General features: G+C 39.9%; 16 protein-coding genes. 12 read left to right on the top strand and 4 right to left on the bottom strand.

Annotation, left to right across the window (positions count from 1 at the left end; all coding sequences use genetic code 11):
* Positions 1-19 precede the first annotated feature (19 nt).
* Positions 20-2422 carry a TonB-dependent receptor gene (locus LS48_RS10190; protein ID WP_062622616.1) on the top strand — a complete coding sequence of 801 codons (2403 nt, stop codon included), beginning with the start codon at positions 20-22 and terminating at the stop codon, positions 2420-2422.
* Between the two features lie 669 nt (positions 2423-3091).
* On the opposite strand, the gene LS48_RS10185 is transcribed toward LS48_RS10190, so the two are convergent.
* Positions 3092-3400 carry an STAS domain-containing protein gene (locus LS48_RS10185; protein WP_062622444.1) on the bottom strand — a complete coding sequence of 103 codons (309 nt, stop codon included), beginning with the start codon at positions 3398-3400 and terminating at the stop codon, positions 3092-3094.
* 231 nt (positions 3401-3631) lie between these two features.
* Here LS48_RS10185 and LS48_RS10180 point away from each other — a divergent pair, with 231 nt between their 5' ends.
* The 5 genes from LS48_RS10180 (at position 3632) to LS48_RS10160 (ending at position 7787) form a co-directional block, all read left to right on the top strand.
* Positions 3632-5269 carry an ABC-F family ATP-binding cassette domain-containing protein gene (locus tag LS48_RS10180; RefSeq protein ID WP_062622443.1) on the top strand — a complete coding sequence of 546 codons (1638 nt, stop codon included), beginning with the start codon at positions 3632-3634 and terminating at the stop codon, positions 5267-5269.
* A gap of 72 nt (positions 5270-5341) precedes the next feature.
* Positions 5342-6052 carry a flavodoxin family protein gene (locus LS48_RS10175; RefSeq protein ID WP_062622442.1) on the top strand — a complete coding sequence of 237 codons (711 nt, stop codon included), beginning with the start codon at positions 5342-5344 and terminating at the stop codon, positions 6050-6052.
* Positions 6053-6067: 15 nt separating this feature from the next.
* Positions 6068-6820 (top strand): DJ-1/PfpI family protein, encoded by a 753-nt coding sequence (locus LS48_RS10170; protein WP_062622441.1) that lies wholly within the window; start codon positions 6068-6070, stop codon positions 6818-6820.
* A gap of 80 nt (positions 6821-6900) precedes the next feature.
* Entirely contained in the window at positions 6901-7380 is a 480-nt protein-coding gene (locus LS48_RS10165) for a DUF4251 domain-containing protein (protein WP_062622440.1), read from the top strand.
* A 29-nt stretch (positions 7381-7409) separates the two neighbouring features.
* A complete protein-coding gene (locus tag LS48_RS10160) occupies positions 7410-7787 on the top strand; it encodes a PH domain-containing protein (protein WP_062622439.1) in 378 nt (125 codons plus the stop codon).
* Here LS48_RS10160 and LS48_RS10155 read toward each other — a convergent pair.
* Positions 7782-8165 (bottom strand): DUF3037 domain-containing protein, encoded by a 384-nt coding sequence (locus LS48_RS10155; RefSeq protein ID WP_062622438.1) that lies wholly within the window; start codon positions 8163-8165, stop codon positions 7782-7784. The genes LS48_RS10160 and LS48_RS10155 overlap by 6 nt on opposite strands.
* The gene (locus tag LS48_RS10150) at positions 8143-8940 is read right to left on the bottom strand and encodes a HipA family kinase (RefSeq protein ID WP_062622615.1); all 798 of its coding nucleotides are present in this window, start codon (positions 8938-8940) and stop codon (positions 8143-8145) included. Before LS48_RS10150 ends, LS48_RS10155 begins: the two co-directional genes overlap by 23 nt.
* A gap of 144 nt (positions 8941-9084) precedes the next feature.
* Between LS48_RS10150 and LS48_RS10145 the strand changes: the two genes are divergently transcribed.
* Positions 9085-10563, top strand: coding sequence for a potassium/proton antiporter (locus LS48_RS10145; RefSeq protein ID WP_062622437.1), 1479 nt, complete (start codon positions 9085-9087; stop codon positions 10561-10563).
* Here LS48_RS10145 and LS48_RS10140 read toward each other — a convergent pair.
* Complete coding sequence (locus LS48_RS10140) at positions 10552-11409, bottom strand: hypothetical protein (protein WP_062622436.1); 858 nt, start codon at positions 11407-11409, stop codon at positions 10552-10554. The two genes, LS48_RS10145 and LS48_RS10140, sit on opposite strands and share 12 nt — an antisense overlap.
* A 129-nt stretch (positions 11410-11538) precedes the next feature.
* On the opposite strand from LS48_RS10140, the gene LS48_RS10135 reads away from it, so the two are divergent.
* The 5 genes from LS48_RS10135 to LS48_RS10115 form a co-directional block, all read left to right on the top strand.
* Positions 11539-12780, top strand: coding sequence for an alpha/beta hydrolase (locus LS48_RS10135; protein WP_062622435.1), 1242 nt, complete (start codon positions 11539-11541; stop codon positions 12778-12780).
* 21 nt (positions 12781-12801) lie between these two features.
* Positions 12802-13341 carry a DUF3124 domain-containing protein gene (locus LS48_RS10130; RefSeq protein ID WP_062622434.1) on the top strand — a complete coding sequence of 180 codons (540 nt, stop codon included), beginning with the start codon at positions 12802-12804 and terminating at the stop codon, positions 13339-13341.
* Between the two features lie 60 nt (positions 13342-13401).
* Entirely contained in the window at positions 13402-14163 is a 762-nt protein-coding gene (yaaA, locus tag LS48_RS10125; protein WP_062622433.1) for a peroxide stress protein YaaA, read from the top strand.
* A 48-nt stretch (positions 14164-14211) separates the two neighbouring features.
* A complete protein-coding gene (locus LS48_RS10120) occupies positions 14212-14871 on the top strand; it encodes a uracil-DNA glycosylase family protein (protein ID WP_062622432.1) in 660 nt (219 codons plus the stop codon).
* A gap of 303 nt (positions 14872-15174) precedes the next feature.
* The coding region (locus LS48_RS10115) for an HYR domain-containing protein (protein ID WP_117590226.1) at positions 15175-16235 on the top strand (1061 nt) is incomplete at its 3' end.

Here is a 16235-nt window from a genome sequence, read left to right as displayed (position 1 = left end):
TAAACAAATCAATTATAAAATGAAAAGACTATACATGCTATGGTTATTGTTGGCTATTGTGGGAACTTCCTACGGCCAAACCATTACCATAACTGATGCGCAGAACAACGAACCAGTGGAGTTGGTTACCCTTAGCGCAAATTCAAAATTATATGTCACCACAAATGCCAAAGGCAAGGCTGATATTTCAGCATTTAAGAATGTCGAAAAGATTGAAATACGCAGTCTTGGCTATAAAACGGTTGTAAAGAGTTATAGCGAGCTGGAGGCAGAGGGGTTTTCGCTTTCGCTTGAAATTTCAAACTTAAATCTTGACGAGGTAGTTATCTCCGGGTCTCGATGGAGACAGAGCAGTGATGATGTTCCCTCAAAGATTATTTCCATTTCCGCAAAAGATGTGGCCCTTCAAAACCCACAAACCGCAGCCGATCTATTGAGTATTTCTGGAAAAGTATTTGTACAGAAGAGTCAGCAGGGTGGGGGAAGCCCCATGATTCGCGGCTTTGCAACAAGCCGTTTGTTGTATTCGGTTGATGGGGTTAGGATGAACACGGCTATTTTCCGTTCCGGAAATCTTCAAAATGTAATCAACCTAGATCCTTTTGCCATTGAGGGCACGGAAGTACTTTTTGGTCCGGGATCAGTAATTTACGGCAGCGACGCCATTGGTGGGGTAATGAGTTTTCAAACCTTGACACCACGGTTTTCATTAACCGATTCGCCTTTGGTTACGGGGAAAGCCAATGTGCGCTATTCTTCTGCCAACAATGAAAAAACAGGACATTTTGATGTGAATCTGGGGTTCAAGAATTGGGCATTTGTAACCAGCATCACTTCGTGGGATTATGACCATTTACGCCAAGGAAGCCACGGGCCCAAAGATTACATAAAGGATTATTATGTGCAAAGACAGGACAGCACCGATGTGGTAATTGCGCAGGATGATAAGCTATTGCAGATTCCCTCGGCCTATTCGCAGATAAATATGATGCAGAAAATTCGCTTTCAGCCAAATGACCGATGGGATTTTCAATATGGGTTCCATTTTTCGGAAACTTCACCTTACGGAAGATATGACAGGCATATGCGCGTTCGCAATGGTACGGCCCGTTATGCCGAATGGGATTATGGCCCGCAGATTTGGATGATGAACAATTTAAGTGTAAACCATTCCGCAAACAATTCGGTTTTTGACCAATTGAGCCTTCGCTTGGCGCACCAGTGGTTTGAGGAGAGCAGGATAGACCGATCGTTTAACAGCAATGAACGCAATTCACAAAGTGAAGAAGTGGGAGCTTACTCTGCAAACCTGGATTTTATAAAGGGTACGGGAGAAAAGAATACCCTTTTTTATGGAGTGGAATATGTGCTGAACGATGTTACTTCCAATGGAGAAATAACAGATATTTCAACAGAAGTTTCCGTGATGGGGCCGGCTCGGTATCCAAAATCCACCTGGCAGTCAATGGCTGTGTATGTAACCGATGAATTTAAAGTAGCCGATAATTTCACATTAAGTGCTGGCGCGCGTTACAACTACGTGTTGCTGGACTCTGAATTTGATACTGCCTTTTATCCATTTCCCTTCACGGAAGCCAAGTTGAAGAACGGCGCGCTTACCGGAAGCATTGGCGGGGTATATCGTCCGGACGATTCGTGGGTGATAAGTACCAACTTGGGAAGCGCGTTTAGAGCACCAAATGTAGATGATGTGGGAAAAGTTTTTGATTCGGAACCTGGCAGTGTTGTTGTTCCCAATCCAGATTTGAAGCCTGAATATGCCTACAATGCAGACTTAGGAATTGCAAAGGTTTTTGATGACATTATTAAAGTAGATGTTACTGGATATTACACATCCCTGAAAGATGCTTTGGTGCGCAGGGATTTTAAACTAAATGGGCAGGACAGCATACTCTATCAAGGTGAATTGAGCCAAGTGCAAGCAATTCAAAATGCAGCCGTGGCACATGTATATGGTGTGCAGGCAGGCGTGGAGGTGAAATTGCCCAAGGGTTTTGGCTTTTCAACAGATGTAAACTTTCAGAAGGGTGAAGAGGAATTGGACAATGGAGAAACAAGTACTTCGCGCCACGCTTCACCATTTTTCGGTGTTTCGCGCTTAAATTATAAAGCGAATAAGTTGCGTATGGAGCTGAACGTGAACTATCAAGGGAAATATGATTTTGACGAGCTGCCTGAAGGAGAAAAGGAGAAGACGGAAATTTATGCGCTTGATGAAAATGGAGATCCGTATGCACCCGCTTGGTACACCCTTAACTTTAAGGCCCTTTATAAGTTAACGGATACCTTTGATGTAAGCGGCGGAATTGAAAATCTTACCGATCAGCGTTATCGACCCTATAGCTCCGGAATTTCAGGAGCTGGAAGAAATTTTATTCTTTCAATTACGGCACATTTTTAGTTTAATTTCCCAAGGTTCGGAACAAAAAAATATGTGGGTTTGTATTCACATTTTTTTTATATTTGGATTGAGCCTTATGGCTTATTTCTCCCCACTTAATTTGAGAAAACCCGCACCATAACAGTGCGGGTTTTTGACTTTTTAGGATTCACCTAAAATAAAAGGCCGGGTATATTTTGACACTGATCCCGGCCTTTCTCAATCATCAAACCAACTATTAAAAAAAACCTAAACGCGCGATTTGCGTTTCTTCATCTTTTTTTCTTCCAGTTTTTTCAATATTTTCTCCTGTTTCAATGCCTTAGCATCTTTAGTGGAGGCTCTAAGGTTTCTTCCCTTTGCCATGATATAAATTTTTAAAGTTTTGAAATTATAACATCCCGGCTTCCTTTTTTAAAAAAAATATATAGCGAGTCGGTTTTACCAGCAGTGCTGATACTTTAAATGGATGGGTTATTTTGCGTAAAAAAGGAAACCGTAACGGCACACTCGCGGGTGCGCCTTAATTCGGGAAGATGATTTTCGGTTTAAGAAGTGCAACCAAAGATTTCCGCAACTTGTTCAGGTTACAATTGCTCTTACTAAATGAATAAAAACCAAGCATAACGAAAGTTTTTGATTACTGGGTAAACATATCCAATTATAGTATGAAAAGCAAATAAAAATGCCCTAAAAACTAGGTATTGGTAAATTGCTGGAATACTGGATGCCTACAAAATTAAAAACACGTTTTACAATTTGGTTTTTCTTGCAGAACAGAATAATTTTCTTATTGTTCTCCCGTGCCTTTTCCGAGGTAATATACAGCATGTAGGCCCCTGCTTCGTCAAATCTTTCCAGAGAATCCAAATCAATGATCAACGATTGGGTTTTGTCCAATGCGGCTTCAATTTTAAATTGTACTTCAGAGAGGTTGCCGCTGTATAATCTGCCTTCCAAGCTTAGAAAACGGTTGGTTAAAAAACTATGCAATATCATGCCAAGTGATTAAAATTAATGATCACATAGGTTTGCGTAGGAATTTAAGGGCGATTGCGATTTAGGACAGAAATTTTGATGTGTGAATTTACAAAATGATTTTTAATTGGGAGGGGTGAATGATGTGCGAAGATAGCTACCAAATGCATTTTTTTCTTCAATACAACCAAATGATTATAAGTAATCGTAATCCACTTCTTTTTAATAGTTTTGCAACCTCAAAATTTTGATATGATTTCAATAGATGGTTTAGCAGTTGAGTTTAGTGGAGAAACACTTTTCAGCGATGTTTCTTTTGTAGTAAACGAAAACGATAAGATAGCACTAATGGGAAAAAACGGTGCGGGAAAAAGTACAATGATGAAGATTATTGCCGGGGTGCAAAAACCCACCCGTGGAAACGTCCGCGCCCCAAAAGATGCCGTAATTGCATATTTGCCGCAACATTTATTGACCGATGACAGTTGTACCGTTTTTGAGGAAGCTTCTAAAGCTTTCAAACAGATTTTTGAAATGCGGGACGAAATGGACAGCTTGAACAAAGAGCTGGAAACCCGTACCGATTACGAGAGCGATGCGTATATGAGCATTATTACCAAAGTGGCTGAATTGGGTGAAAAATATTATGCTTTGGAAGAAATAAATTACGAAGCCGAAGTAGAAAAAGCGCTTCGGGGCTTAGGTTTTAAGCGCAGCGATCTGCACCGTCCCACTTCAGAATTTAGTGGCGGATGGCGTATGCGGATTGAACTGGCCAAACTGCTGCTTCAAAAGCCCGATCTTATTTTGCTTGATGAGCCTACCAACCACGTAGATATAGAATCGGTAATCTGGCTTGAGGATTTTTTACTGAACAAAGCAAAAGCGGTTATTGTTATTTCTCACGACAGAAAATTTATAGATAACATTACCAACCGGACCATTGAAGTTACCATGGGCCGTATTTACGATTACAAAGCCAACTACAGCCACTATTTGCAGCTGCGTGCCGATAGAAGGGCGCACCAAATAAAGGCGTACGAGGAGCAACAAAAATTTATAGCAGAAACGCAACAGTTTATAGAGCGTTTTAAAGGTACTTACTCCAAAACCAATCAAGTGAATAGCCGCGAGCGGATGCTTGAAAAACTTCAGATTATCGAGATTGACGAGATAGATACTTCGGCCTTGGCATTACGCTTTCCGCCTGCACAGCGCAGTGGTGATTATCCTGTACTTGTAGAGGGAATGACTAAAAAATATGGAGAACATGTAGTTTTTAAGGATGCAAGTATGAGTATTGCCCGTGGTCAAAAAGTGAGTTTTGTGGGTAGAAATGGCGAAGGGAAATCCACAATGATCAAAGCTATTATGGGCGAAATTGATTTTGAGGGTACCTGCGCCTTGGGCCACAATGCCAAGGTGGGCTATTTTGCACAAAACCAAGCCGCGCTTTTGGATAAGGAACTCACCATTTTTCAAACGGTGGATGAGGTGGCCAAAGGCGAAATCCGAACCCAAATAAAAAATATTCTCGGTCGCTTTATGTTCAGCGGTGATGATATCGATAAAAAGGTGGGGCTGCTTTCCGGAGGTGAAAAAACGCGTTTGGCGATGGTAAAATTATTGCTAGAACCCGTAAATGTTTTAATTCTCGATGAGCCTACGAACCATTTGGATTTAAAATCGAAAGATGTTTTAAAAGAAGCGTTGCTTCAGTTTGACGGCACGTTGATTTTGGTTTCCCACGACCGCGATTTTTTACAGGGACTTTCAGAAAAAGTTTTCGAATTTAAGGATAAACGCGTAATTGAGCATTTTGAAACCATCGACGATTTCCTTCAGAGAAATAGAATAGAGAATTTGAAGGAGATTGATTTGAAGGTTTAGTTCAAAAGTTTATGGGATTAGGTTTTTAGCGGTTCTGGTGAATATTATTTACCTTTAAAACTAAAATCAATTATGCAAAAACCAGATTTCTCAAAACTCAAAGCACTCTACATCAATTGTACCCTAAAGCAGTCCCCGCGGATGAGCCATACACAGGGCCTGATGGATGTTTCACAAAATATAATGGAGGCCGAAGGGGTTTCCTTTGAAAATATTCGTCTTGTGGATCATCCAGTGGCTTACGGCGTATATCCAGATATGACCGAGCACGGCGCAAGTGAAGATGCCTGGCCGGAAATTTGGAAGAAGGTAGATACTGCCGATATTCTGATTATTGGAACTCCTATATGGCTGGGCGAAAAATCCTCTGTGGCCAGTAAATTGATTGAAAGGCTGTATGCAATGAGCAGTCTTCAGAATGAAAAGGGACAGTATTATTTTTACGGAAAGGTTGGCGGTTGCATCATTACCGGAAATGAAGATGGAATAAAGCATTGTGCTATGGGCATTTTCTATGCCTTACAGCACGTAGGCTACAGCATTCCGCCACAGGCAGATTGTGGTTGGATAGGGGAAGCCGGCCCTGGGCCAAGTTATCGGGATGAGGAAAGTGGCGCAAAAAATAATGATTTTACGAATAGGAATACTACTTTTATGACGTATAATTTGCTTCATTTGGCAAAGATGCTGAAAGAGCAGGGAGGGTATCCAAAATACGGCAATTCCCGAAAAGATTGGGACGATGGCACCCGTTGGAATTTTGAAAATCCAGAATATCGCTAAATCCATTTTTATAATATGAAGAGATTAATTGTTTTATTTGTTGCACTTTCCACTTCGTTTGTAAGCTGCAATCTTACCACAGATAAATCTACAGGTCCTGAGCCAAGTCCAGCAGACCCAGAAGTTGTGGCGTACGCTGAAAAGGAACTGTTAAAACCAATAAGCGACAGCCTGCCAATCATCGGACTGTTGATGTACAACGGTGTTTTGACTACCGAAGTTACTGCCACCGCTGACGTTTTCACAAAACCAACCCCAGACGGCAAAAAACTTTTCAATGTAATTACAATTGCGGAAACTTCTGACCCGATTGTTAGTGAAGAAGGTTTAAAGATAGTCCCAGATTACACTTTTGAAAATTGTCCAAAACTGGATGTGCTTTTCGTTCCAAGTGCATATGATATGTATGCACAAATACACAATCCAAAAATTGTAAACTTCATAAAGGAACAAAACAATAGCACCAAATACACCGTAAGCAATTGTGCCGGGGCACATTTAATTGGGGAATCGGGAATTGCTGATGGTAAAAAAATTGTGACTTGGATTGGTGGGGGAGAAGAGCTTCAAAAAGCCTATCCGAACTTAAAAGTGCAGAATGACAGCGTTGTGAGATATGTGGAAGATGGAAAGTTTTTATCCTCAAACGGAAATCTAATCAGTTATGTATCCGCATTGAACTTATTGAAAAAAATGGCTGGGCAGGAGCAGGTTGATTTTGTGGAATCGTATCTGTATGTGAAGGAATTGCAGGACTGGAAACAATAAAGTATTCAGTTGCAGTGGACGGTAATTGATTGAAATTTTGGGCACAAAACTTGCACTTGGTTTGATTAAAAAGAGTAAACATGAAAGCACTTAGAATTTTATATACATTAGTTGTTCTATTTATTTTCGGAAGCACCACTGCGCAGAATAAAACTGAAAAACCTCATACTTCCATTGAAACATTACTGAATTCCAAAAACTTTGAGTTTATAGCAAACACAGCTTTACCGCTCGGGCAGCCCCCAAAAAACTTGGTTGGTAGTAATTATTCAATAACATTTTCACCAGAGATGGTTATAAGCAATATGCCTTTTTACGGCAGAGCATATAGCGGAATGATTATGGGCCGAGATAAAGGCATGCGTTTTAAGGGAAAACCTGAAGATTTTATTATAACGAGTGCAAAAAATGGTTATAATGTAACTACTACTGTAAAAGGGGAAACTGACATTTATGTTATTTCAATTTCAGTGGGATACTCCAGTTTTGCCACACTTTCCATTAGCAGCAACGATCGTGGCACCATAAGTTTTCAAGGAGAAATTGTTAATAATGAATAATATTGATTTCAACAATCTAAAAATCTAAAATGAGTCTATTCAATAAAATATTGGGAAATGCAAGCGAAGTTTCCTCAGAAAAACTAAACGAAAAATACGGACGTCTTTTAATTGATGGTGAAGTTGTAGAACTTGGTTTCAAACTTTTTCGCGATGTGTTTATGTTTACCAATAAACGGTTAATTTTGATAGATGTCCAAGGCTTAACGGGGAGCAAAGCTGAATACAAATGCCTTCCCTACAAACATATTTCGAGATTTTCTTTGGAAACTGCCGGTACTTTTGATCTGGACGCCGAACTGAAGATTTGGATAAGCAGCGAAGACTTGCCAACGGTGAGTAAAAAGTTCAACAAGAGCATAGATATTTACGAAGTGCAGAAATATTTGGCTGCAAAGGTTTTATAGCACCAATTCTCCAAAAAGACGTTCCAAAGTAGCATCCAAATCATCACTAAAACCGTTGTGCGGACGTGAAGTTTGTAGTGAAGAACTGCGCTGCGCGGTAAGCCAACGGAATCTGTCGGGTTTTTCCCATTGCGCTACTGGGCCTCCGTCTTTGGAGCCGGAACATATTTTTTCAAAAGCTTTTAAATTGTTTTCAATCTCTTCAACCTCCAATTCGCAGGAAAAGAGTTTTAGCTTTTCGGTGTCAATTTGGTGTTTACAATTCAAATAGTTGGCTCCTTTGCAGAAAAGAATTATCCCAACATTTAGGAACTCCTCGCGTTCCACACGGGGCACCAAACGTATTACCGCATATTCATACAAGTGTTTCCCGGGCATCCTGAATTTGTTTTACAAAGTTGTTTGCATTGTTTCTTCTAGTTACCAAAAACTGGTAATATACTTCCCTGATTTCTTCCGAAGACAAATCAAAACCTTCCCAATCCAGCCAATCTGCAGGAATAAGATCAGTTATTTCCCGCATTTTTTTATCTGGCAAAAGCCCAATCATTTCTTCATTAATTTCTTCAATCAAAGCAGCTTGTGGCAAAAGCACGTGATCTTTAATATAAGGAAATGGCGTAACAGCCGCTTTTTGCCAATCGCCCCATGAATGGTGAAAATAAAAAGTGGCGCCGTGATCTATCAGCCAAAGTTCCTTATGCCAAATGAGCATATTGGTATTTTTAACTGTGCGATCTATGTTTGTTATAAAAGCATCCAACCATACAATTTTGGAAGCCAAAGTTTCATCAACCTGTGTTACTACGGGGTCAAATGTTAAAGCTCCCGAAAGAAAATGCAAGGCCAAGTTTAGTCCGCGGCTGCCTTTTAATAGATCCTGTATTTCCTCGTCGCCTTCACTTCTGCCAAAAGCTTCGTCTAAGTTTGCGAAAACAATTTCGGGAATTTTTAAGCCTAAAGTTCGCGCAATTTCACCACCCAAAAGTTCTGCTATCAGCGCTTTCACGCCGTGTCCCGCGCCGCGAAACTTCAAAACATATTTAAAATCGTCATCCGCTTCGGCCAAGGCAGGTAGCGAACCGCCTTCACGCAAAGGAGTTATGTAACGTGTAACGTTTACGGTGCGGAGCTCTATTTTGTCGGTTGCCATTGCCTGCAAAATTAAGTTTATTTGTGAATATGTCGGTACCATTCCGGAGAGATGTTTTTTTATGCCTTAAAAATAGAATCCAATAATTTTTTGAAAGTTTAAATTCGTATTTTGCTGAAATATGAAACCTTAAACTAAAAGTTATTGGATTTAACCATTGAAAACATTTTGCTTGTTGGGTCGTTACTGCTCTTTATAAGTATAATAGCGGGTAAAACTTCTTATAAATTTGGCGTACCCACCTTAGTACTTTTCTTGGGAATAGGGATGCTTGCCGGTGAAGATGGCATAGGTGGCATCAGTTTTGACAATCCGCAAATCGCGCAGCTAGTTGGTATAATTTCATTGAACTTTATTCTTTTTTCAGGGGGACTGGACACCGATTGGAAAGCTGTAAAACCAATAATGAAAGAAGGTTTTGCACTTTCAACTTTGGGGGTTTTGCTTACCGCTGTTGGCTTGGGAACCTTTGTGTATTACGTTACCGATTTTACCATTTATGAAAGTTTGCTTTTGGGAAGTATAGTGTCGTCAACAGATGCTGCTGCGGTGTTTTCAATTTTACGTTCCAAAAATCTTGCGCTTCGAACCAATTTGCGTCCCACCCTGGAAATGGAAAGCGGAAGTAACGACCCTATGGCCTATGTGCTTACAATCGCTTTTTTAGGTTTGGTAATCAATCAGGATAAAGGATTGGTGTCTATGATTCCACTGTTTTTTCAACAAATGATTATAGGAACCATAGCTGGGTTTGGCTTTGGAAAGTTGAGCAAGATTATTATCAATAAAATCAACTTGGATTTTGAGGGTTTATACCCTGTGCTCGTCATTGCCTTAATGTTTATAACCTTTTCCGTAACCGATTTTGTGGGCGGTAACGGCTTTTTAGCCATTTATATTTGTGCGGTCTTTTTGGGGAATCAGTACTTAATTCACAAAAAGACCATCCTTAAAATGTATGATGGTTTGGCGTGGTTGATGCAGATTGTACTTTTCTTGACGTTGGGCCTTTTGGTATTTCCATCGCAGATTGTTCCCGTGATTGGGATTGGACTTTTAATATCCTTGTTTTTGATTTTTGTGGCTCGTCCCGTAGCGGTTTTTATGAGTTTGATTCCCTTTAAAATGAAATTACGAAGGCGTTTCTATATTTCATGGGTGGGTTTACGCGGGGCAGTGCCGATTGTGTTTGCAACCTACCCATTATTGGCTGGAATCGATAAAGCGAATATGATTTTTAATATTGTATTTTTTATTTCGCTAACCTCCATTTTAATTCAGGGAACTACGCTTTCGGTAGTCGCGAAATGGTTAAGGGTGAGTATTCCAAGTGAAGAGAAAAAAATATCTCCCTCTGAAAAATTTCTGGAGGAACATCCAAAAACTGAAATGCGGGAAATTGGTATTGCAAAGGGGAACAAGATAGTCGGCAAAAAAATTGTGGATATTGAATTCCCCAAAACCGCAATTATCGCAATGATAAAAAGGGATGACAAATATATTACGCCCAACGGAAACACCGTCATTAATGCAGATGATGTGCTCATCGTACTTTCCGAAACAAAAAAGGGAATCAAAAAAGTGTTTAAGGCATTGAATATCCAAGAGTTTTCAGCTGCCTAAATTTGAATAAGGGGTTTTGTAAATACTTTTTGCATCGTATTTTCTAGCTTCCTCAGCGTTCTCCAATTCTTTTTCAGAATAATTTAAATTGAAATGTGGCAGAATTTCGCTTTCGAATTTATTTGGAAACGAAGGGTATTCCAAAAATAAATTATTTCCGAGCCGAAATTTTTTTGCAGTGTTTTTATGTGCTTCAACCATTGCGAATAGATAATTTTCCAATAATTCAAACTGCTTTTCTTCGCCCAAACAATAATTTTGGAGCAAATTGGTGGGATGAAAAAACCATTCCACAAACCCACGGCCCGATTTTAAAAGGCTTGCAACCACTTCCTCCGTTTTTCTATCTATAAAAATCCAAGGAACTTCGGGATATGCTTTTTGGAAAAGCTCGATAAAGAATACATTCCACGATGTAAGTTTGAAAACAACTTGTTCGGCTTCGCCCAGCGGCTGTAAATAGCTTTCAACTATAGTTTTTAAACTTTTTAAAAGTATTTTTTCTTCCAAATTGTAAAATACTGCGGATAGCAACAATCCGTTTATGGCCTCCGTTTCGGAAACAACTCTTGTCTTTTTTGCTGCCCTAAACATATTTGCAAGCAGCGTTGAGCCGCAATGGGAAGTATGAAAAACAAACCCTTTTAGCGGTAATAACCCTCTATTTTGTGAAATGGTTTCCGCAGTCAAATCGAGTTCTTTCCGAAGGGAATCTTTTGCGCGAAACATAGAAACCGCATCATTAAAAAAAGGCGGGTCAAAAACTTCCGGGTGCAGTTTTTCAAAGATTGTAACCGGCGTTTCGCTTACTTTCGTGTAGCTTGGGAAATATACTGTTTTTGACACTTTATTATTTCGAATTATAAAAAGTGAAGCTACAAAATCTAAAGCAAAAGCAATTAAAATATTTTAAGCAAAGAATTTTTTTCAGTTAACTTTGAGAATGTTTAAAAACAATCAGTTAAAAATTTAAGTATGGGTAAACGGCTACTAATTTATTTTCTTCTATTTTTTGTTTTACAGAACGGTTTTTCGCAGGAAATTTCAATCGGCAAACGCGATAAGGTTTATTCTGAAATACTTCAGCAAGACAGAGAGTTTTCTGTATATTTTCCTCCTTCCTATAATATTGCGGTTAACCAAAAATATCCCGTGCTCTATATTTTGGACGGCGATTACAATTTTCAATATGTAGCCGGTTTTTTGGAATTGCAGGGCGGAATAAGTGAAGTTATCCCAGAAATGATATTAGTGGCAATTTCAGGAAAAGGAACCGCCGAATACCGCAAAAACTGCAAGCCGAAAATAGAGGGTATGGGAGATAGCGGCAATGCTGAGGAAATGGCACGTTTTATTGAAAAGGAATTGATTCCGTATGTAAACAAAAACTATAAAGCAGCCGATTATAAAATTCTTGGCGGCCATTCCGTGGGCGGGATTTTTGTTATCAATACGGCTATAAACCATCCCGATCTTTTCAATGATTATATCGCCATTAGTCCCGCGCTTTGGTGGGGCAAAAATACCATGGAGAATGTAATGGAAAACACTTGGGGAAAAACCGGAAGCACTTCGGCTAGTGTGTACATTTCACTCGCCAATGAACAAGGGATGGGCGTGAATGAATTCATCAAAAAGATTCCTAAAAATATGATGGACAAAAACATACATTTTCAAGAGTTTCCCAATGAAATCCATAATTCCGTTGGGCTTCCCACCTATAAATGGGCACTGGGCGATATTTTTAAAAATTGGTATGTAAAGGAAGAATATTTTGGTTCTGCGGAAGCTTTAAAAAACCATTATTCCGAAGTGAAGAAACAATACGGCAGCATTTTCAACATTCCATATACCATTGTGGGAAATACACATTATATGCTTCAAAAGAATGAAAAGGAACGTGCAAAAGTGCAAGCTGTGTTGAAGGAATTGAATCCAAATGCCCTCGTTCTCTTTAATACGTATAGGGCTGGAAAAATCCTTGCCGATAAAAAATATGAAGAGGCGGAAAATTTACTGAACGAAGCCTTGACTATAAACCCAAACAATTTTGACAGCTATAATGTTTTGGCAAAGATTAAAATGGCAAATGGCAATGCCGCCGAAGCAAACGAGACCATTAACAAGGCTATAAATTTGGCAAACCAACAGCAAGCAAGGCAATGGCAGATCAACGAATTGCTTGAAACGAAAGCCGAAATCGATAAAAAACCGTAGCTTTATTGAGAATAAAGAACAATGAAAAAACTATTTAAAATAACTCAAATAATAATCGTGCTTTTCTTTTTTGGAATATTTTTCTCTTGTGAAGAAGAGAAGGAGATAAGCTCTTACCATCCCAACCACTGGGAAGATCATTACATTGACGGTGAAATTGCGGGCCAAAAAAGTGATTCACTGCAAAAAGGAACTACATATTTGAGCATCTATTCACACATTTATAGTTTTTCATTGGAAAAATCACACAACCTTACGGCAATGGTAAGTTTGCGCAATGTGAGCCAAACCGATACAATCTATATTTCAAAAGCTGATTATTACGGTACCCAAGGGCAATTGATTCGTAATTATTTCAAAAAACCAATTTATCTAAAACCTTTGGAAACCGTTGAAATAGTTATAGACGAAACCGATGAGCACGGAGGTAGTGGCGCGAATTTTATTTTTAAATGGACTACAAAAGCAACAACTCCCGAGCCGCTCTTTGAGGCAATCATGACTTCGCTTCGCGGCTCGCAGGGATTGAGTTTTACAACACAGGGCAGGCGAATTGAGTAAATCTTTTTTAATTCAGAATTCAAAATTGTTTTCTTTATTTTTGAAGCAAAGAAGAATTTAATGAAAATAGTTATCTCCCCAGCAAAAACGCTGGATTTTGAATCAAAACTTCCCACTGCCCGCGCCACCCAGCCCAAGTTTTTGGAAGAAGCTGAAATGATAAATAACAAGTTGGAGCGCAAAAGCAAAAAGGCCATCGGCAAATTGATGGACATTAGCGATAAATTGGCCGAACTCAATTACCAACGCTACAAAGAATTCCAAACGCCTTTCACAAAACAAAACGCCCGCCCCGCGGTCTATGCTTTTGCCGGTGATGTTTACGCAGGTTTGGACGCCTATACCATTCCTTCGGAAAAGATTGATCTGTTGCAGGATTCCCTGCGGATCCTTTCGGGAATGTACGGAATGTTGCGTCCGCTGGATTTAATTCAGCCTTACCGTTTGGAGATGGGCACCAAACTGCCTGTAAACCGAAAAAAGGACCTGCACTCCTTTTGGAAAAAAACACTTACCGAAACGTTGAATGATGAATTGGAAGACGGTGAACTTTTCCTCAACCTCGCCAGCGTGGAATATTTCAATGCTATTGACGAAAAGAAATTGAAAGTGCCCGTTATTTCGCCAGTTTTTAAGGATTTCAAAAATGGCGAGCTAAAAATAATTTCGTTCTTCGCCAAAAAAGCGCGCGGCAGTATGGCCCGTTTCGCCATTGATAAAAGCGTACAAACCTTGGATGACTTGAAGGCGTTTGATTATGATGGTTATGGTTTCAGTGAAGAATATACTGAAAAGGAGAATGAGCCTGTTTTTATTCGATAAATCCAAAATCTAATTGACCAGAAATCTAATAATCTAGATATCTAAAATTTGTTCCACCACATCCACCCATACCCGCCATTTATTCCCGAGAATGCCACCAAACTGATAGTAGGCACATTACCGCCACCTCGTTTCACGACGGGGGAATTGAAGGAGGGTGATGTGGATTTTTGTTACGGCAGCCGCGATGGACAGCTGTGGCCAATTTTGGACAAGATTTTCGGCTTGGATCTAAAATTTGAAACCACGGCCGAAGCAATTGAGCAACGCGAACATTTTTTAATCAAAAGAGGTATCGGAATCTGCGATATGGTGGCTTCTGCCAGAAGAGAAAAAATTGATGCTTCAGATATTGGAATGTTGGAAGTGGAACTGCGCAATTTGGTTGCTGTACTTCAGCAAAATCCTAAAATTGATACGTTGCTCTTCACGGGCGGAAATAGCAAAAACGGTCCGGAATATTTTTTCCGAAGAAAAATAAAGGAATATAATCTTTCATTGAAATTGGTTTCAAATAAAGTCCCTAAGATCCATACATTCCAACTGCCAGAAAGCGGGAGAAATGTAAAAACTGTTTCCTTAATTGCTCCGTCGGGAGCGGCAAACAGAGCTGTGGGAAGTCTAGCTGCCTATAAAAAGATGAAGGAAAAATTTCCGGAGAAAACTACCATAGATTTTCGAGTGGAGCAATATCGCCCATTTTTCTAACCTAGAAGTTCGCATTAAATAGATTTTTTATTTATTAAAAGATATATTCTTAAAAAAGCCCAACAATCTAAGAACAAAATTATCCAAGTAGTTGAGTATTTCTTCTTATATAACACATAACTGTGATTTTTTCTGGAAGCAGGGTTAATATATTAAACTTGCTTCCAGGCACTTATAAATGGGATAAACGCTTTTTAAAGTTTATTGCAAATTTGAAAATTTCGGTCTTAATATTATTTGGCGCTTATTACAAATTTGAGTACTTTTAACGACATTTTAACTTTTAATTTAAATTATCAATTTATGAGAAAAATTACATTTTTAATTTTATCGGCATTGATCCTTTCCACGTTTAGTTGGCAGGTTAATGCGCAGACGTATCCAGGTTCGGGAACACCTACTCCCATACCTGCTACAGGAACTGGAGGCTTTCCTTGTACTGGTGGCCCTACAGTATCTACGGCCAATGTGCCGTTAACGGGAGTTATAGGCACTGCACCGGGTGAATATCAAATTACTTCATTAGCATTCAATATCCTTCATACTTGGGCGAGTGATATTGATCTTACCCTTTTAACTCCTGGTGGTTCCACACTAGATATAACCTCAGATAATGGAGGTAGCAATGGTTTTGATACTGCCGCCACCTTGATTATTCGCGACGATGCTCCCACTGCTGTGAATACTTGGTCAAGTGGCGCACCTTCTGCAAATGGTTATAGAGCTGAAGCTGGTTTATTGAACACATTGCTTGCAGGTCAGACCGTAAACGGAAACTGGACTATTAATATTTGTGATGATGCTGGTGGTGATCCAGGAACTTTGAACAGTTATGACATTACATTTGTTATGAATCCGATAACAGTGGGCGACCCGCCAGTAATTGTGTGTCCATCGGACATTACTGCGAACAACGTTCCCGGCACCTGTGGCGCCGTGGCCAACTATTCGGCCCTTGCCATTGATACCGAGGACGGCAACATTACCGGCGACATCGTGTCCACGCACCCAAGCGGAAGTACCTTCCCTGTTGGCGTGACCACCGTAACCCTTTCGGTTACCGATAGCGACGGAAACACCTCTACTTGCGACTTTACCGTAACCGTAATAGACAACGAGCTGCCAGTGGCGGTTTGCCAGGATATTACCGTAGATCTTGACCCTGTTACCGGCATGGCTACCATTACCGCTGCAGATGTTGACAACGGTTCTACCGACAACTGCGGCATTGCCTCAATGAGCCTTGATGTTTCATCATTTGATTGCTCAATGACCGGTGCAAACACCGTGGTTATGACAGTTACCGATAACTCAGGAAACATTTCTACCTGTACTTCTACCGTTACCGTTCAGGACGTTACAGC

The sequence above is a fragment of the Aequorivita aquimaris genome (genome assembly GCF_001573155.1).
In the GTDB taxonomy this organism is placed as follows: Bacteria; Bacteroidota; Bacteroidia; order Flavobacteriales; family Flavobacteriaceae; genus Aequorivita; species Aequorivita aquimaris.
The sequence above is the reverse complement of the archived record's forward strand: the minus strand, read 5'-3'. Positions and strand labels throughout refer to the sequence as shown.